The sequence below is a fragment of the Croceitalea sp. P059 genome (genome assembly GCF_031846365.1).
Lineage (GTDB): Bacteria > Bacteroidota > Bacteroidia > Flavobacteriales > Flavobacteriaceae > Croceitalea > Croceitalea vernalis.
Genome location: NZ_JAVRHW010000019.1, coordinates 1 through 380, shown reverse-complemented (window position 1 = coordinate 380; position 380 = coordinate 1). Strand labels below are relative to the sequence as shown.

Here is a 380-nt window from a genome sequence, read left to right as displayed (position 1 = left end):
GGTATGTTGTAAATCAGCAGACCAAGGTGAAGTGCCATTTGTGTTGTCATCAATGGCATAAGATGCATATCCAAATCCGTAAGTTGAAGATTGCGAAGCAGTTCCATTCAATGCTAAGTTTTCAGTAGAAGTACAGCTTCCGTTACCAGGTAGGTTCACTATAAAAGTTATGGTATCTGATTTTACACATCCTTGTCCAAAATCGACAGTATATGTAATGGAATAGGTACCTTCTCCAATACTTGGGTCAAAAGAACCATCAGAAGAATCTCCGCTCCAACTACCACCAGCAGGAAGCGCATTGAAGAATTGGATTCCTGATGCTGTATTTAAGTCACCAATTGGTGTTATCGTTGCCTCAAATGAATCACAAGGGTCAG

At 40.5% G+C, this 380-nt stretch carries 1 protein-coding gene; it reads right to left on the bottom strand.

Features of this window, described 5'->3' with window-relative positions:
* Positions 1–380 (bottom strand): hypothetical protein (locus tag RM542_RS14825; RefSeq protein ID WP_311386531.1); only part of this gene is annotated, 380 nt, incomplete at both ends.